Annotated in this window: 1 protein-coding gene; it reads left to right on the top strand. The window is 43.7% G+C overall.

Annotation, left to right across the window (positions count from 1 at the left end; all coding sequences use genetic code 11):
• The coding region (locus CD118_RS12315; RefSeq protein WP_103356709.1) for a hypothetical protein at window positions 1-1,486 on the top strand (1,486 nt) is incomplete at both ends.

Raw genomic sequence — 1,486 nt, 5'->3', positions numbered from 1 at the left:
TCACTCACTGATGTCGACTCGCTAACTAATCGATTTGATGTTGATACGGAGTCACTTGTTGATGCTGACTCGCTCGCTACTCGATTTGAATTTGAAACAGATTCACTTATCGAAACTGAATCGCTCTTAGCTACTGATGTAGAATCCGATTCACTCACTGATGTTGATGCACTTGTCGATGTCGATTCACTCGCTACTCTATTCGAATTTGATTCCGATTCACTTGTCGATGTCGACGCACTCTTAACTACTGACTCGGAAGCTGATTCACTTTCGGAAACTGAAGTACTTATTGACGCTGATTCGCTTGCTACTCGGTTTGATGTTGAAACTGATTCGCTTGCTGATGTTGATGTGCTAGTAGAAGTTGACTCACTCGCTACTCTATTCGAATTTGATTCCGATTCACTTGTTGATGTTGACGCACTCTTAACTACTGACGCGGAATTCGATTCACTCTCCGCTTTTGATGTGCTTGTCGATGTCGACTCACTCGCTACTCTATTTGAATTTGACACAGATTCACTTGTTGATGCTGATGCACTCTTAGCTACTGATGCAGAAGCTGATTCACTCTCCGCTTTTGATGTGCTTGTCGATGTCGACTCACTTGCTAATCGGTTTGATGTTGATACTGAATCACTTGTTGATGCTGATGCACTCTTAGCTACTGATGCGGAGTTTGATTCGCTTACCGACGTTGATGCACTTGTTGAAGTTGACTCGCTCGCTACTCGATTTGAATTTGAAACAGACTCACTTGTTGAAACTGAATCGCTCTTAGCTACTGATGTAGAATTCGATTCACTTACCGATGCGGAAGCACTTGTTGACGTCGACTCGCTTGCTAATCGGTTTGATGTTGATACGGAATCACTATTAGCCACTGATGCGGAATTTGAATCACTCACTGATGTCGACTCGCTAACTAATCGATTTGATGTTGACACAGAATCCCTTGTCGAAACAGATGCACTCTTAGCTGTTGATGCGGAGTCTGATTCACTTACGGACGTTGATGCACTTGTCGATGTTGACTCGCTCGCTACTCGATTTGAATTTGACACCGACTCGCTTGTCGATACCGATTCGCTCTTAGCTAACGACGCGGAATTCGATTCACTTGTTGATGTTGACGCGCTCTTAACTGCTGACTCGGAAGCTGACTCACTTGTTGACGTCGATTCACTTGCTACTCGATTTGATGTTGATACTGAATCACTTACTGACGTTGATGCACTTGTCGATGTCGATTCACTTGCTACTCGATTTGAATTTGAAACAGATTCGCTTGCTGATGTTGATGTGCTAGTAGAAGTTGACTCACTCGCTACTCTGTTCGAATTTGATTCCGATTCACTTGTCGATGTCGACTCACTCGCTACTCTATTTGAATTTGAAACCGATTCACTTGTTGATGCTGATTCGCTCTTAGCTACTGATGCCGAGTCGGACTCACTTGTCGATGTTGACTCGCTTGCTACTC

Origin of the sequence: Staphylococcus coagulans, from assembly GCF_002901995.1 — a bacterium.
GTDB classification, from domain to species: domain Bacteria; phylum Bacillota; class Bacilli; order Staphylococcales; family Staphylococcaceae; genus Staphylococcus; species Staphylococcus coagulans.
Note: the sequence above shows the minus strand (reverse complement) of the source record. Positions and strands in the feature narration are given on the sequence as shown.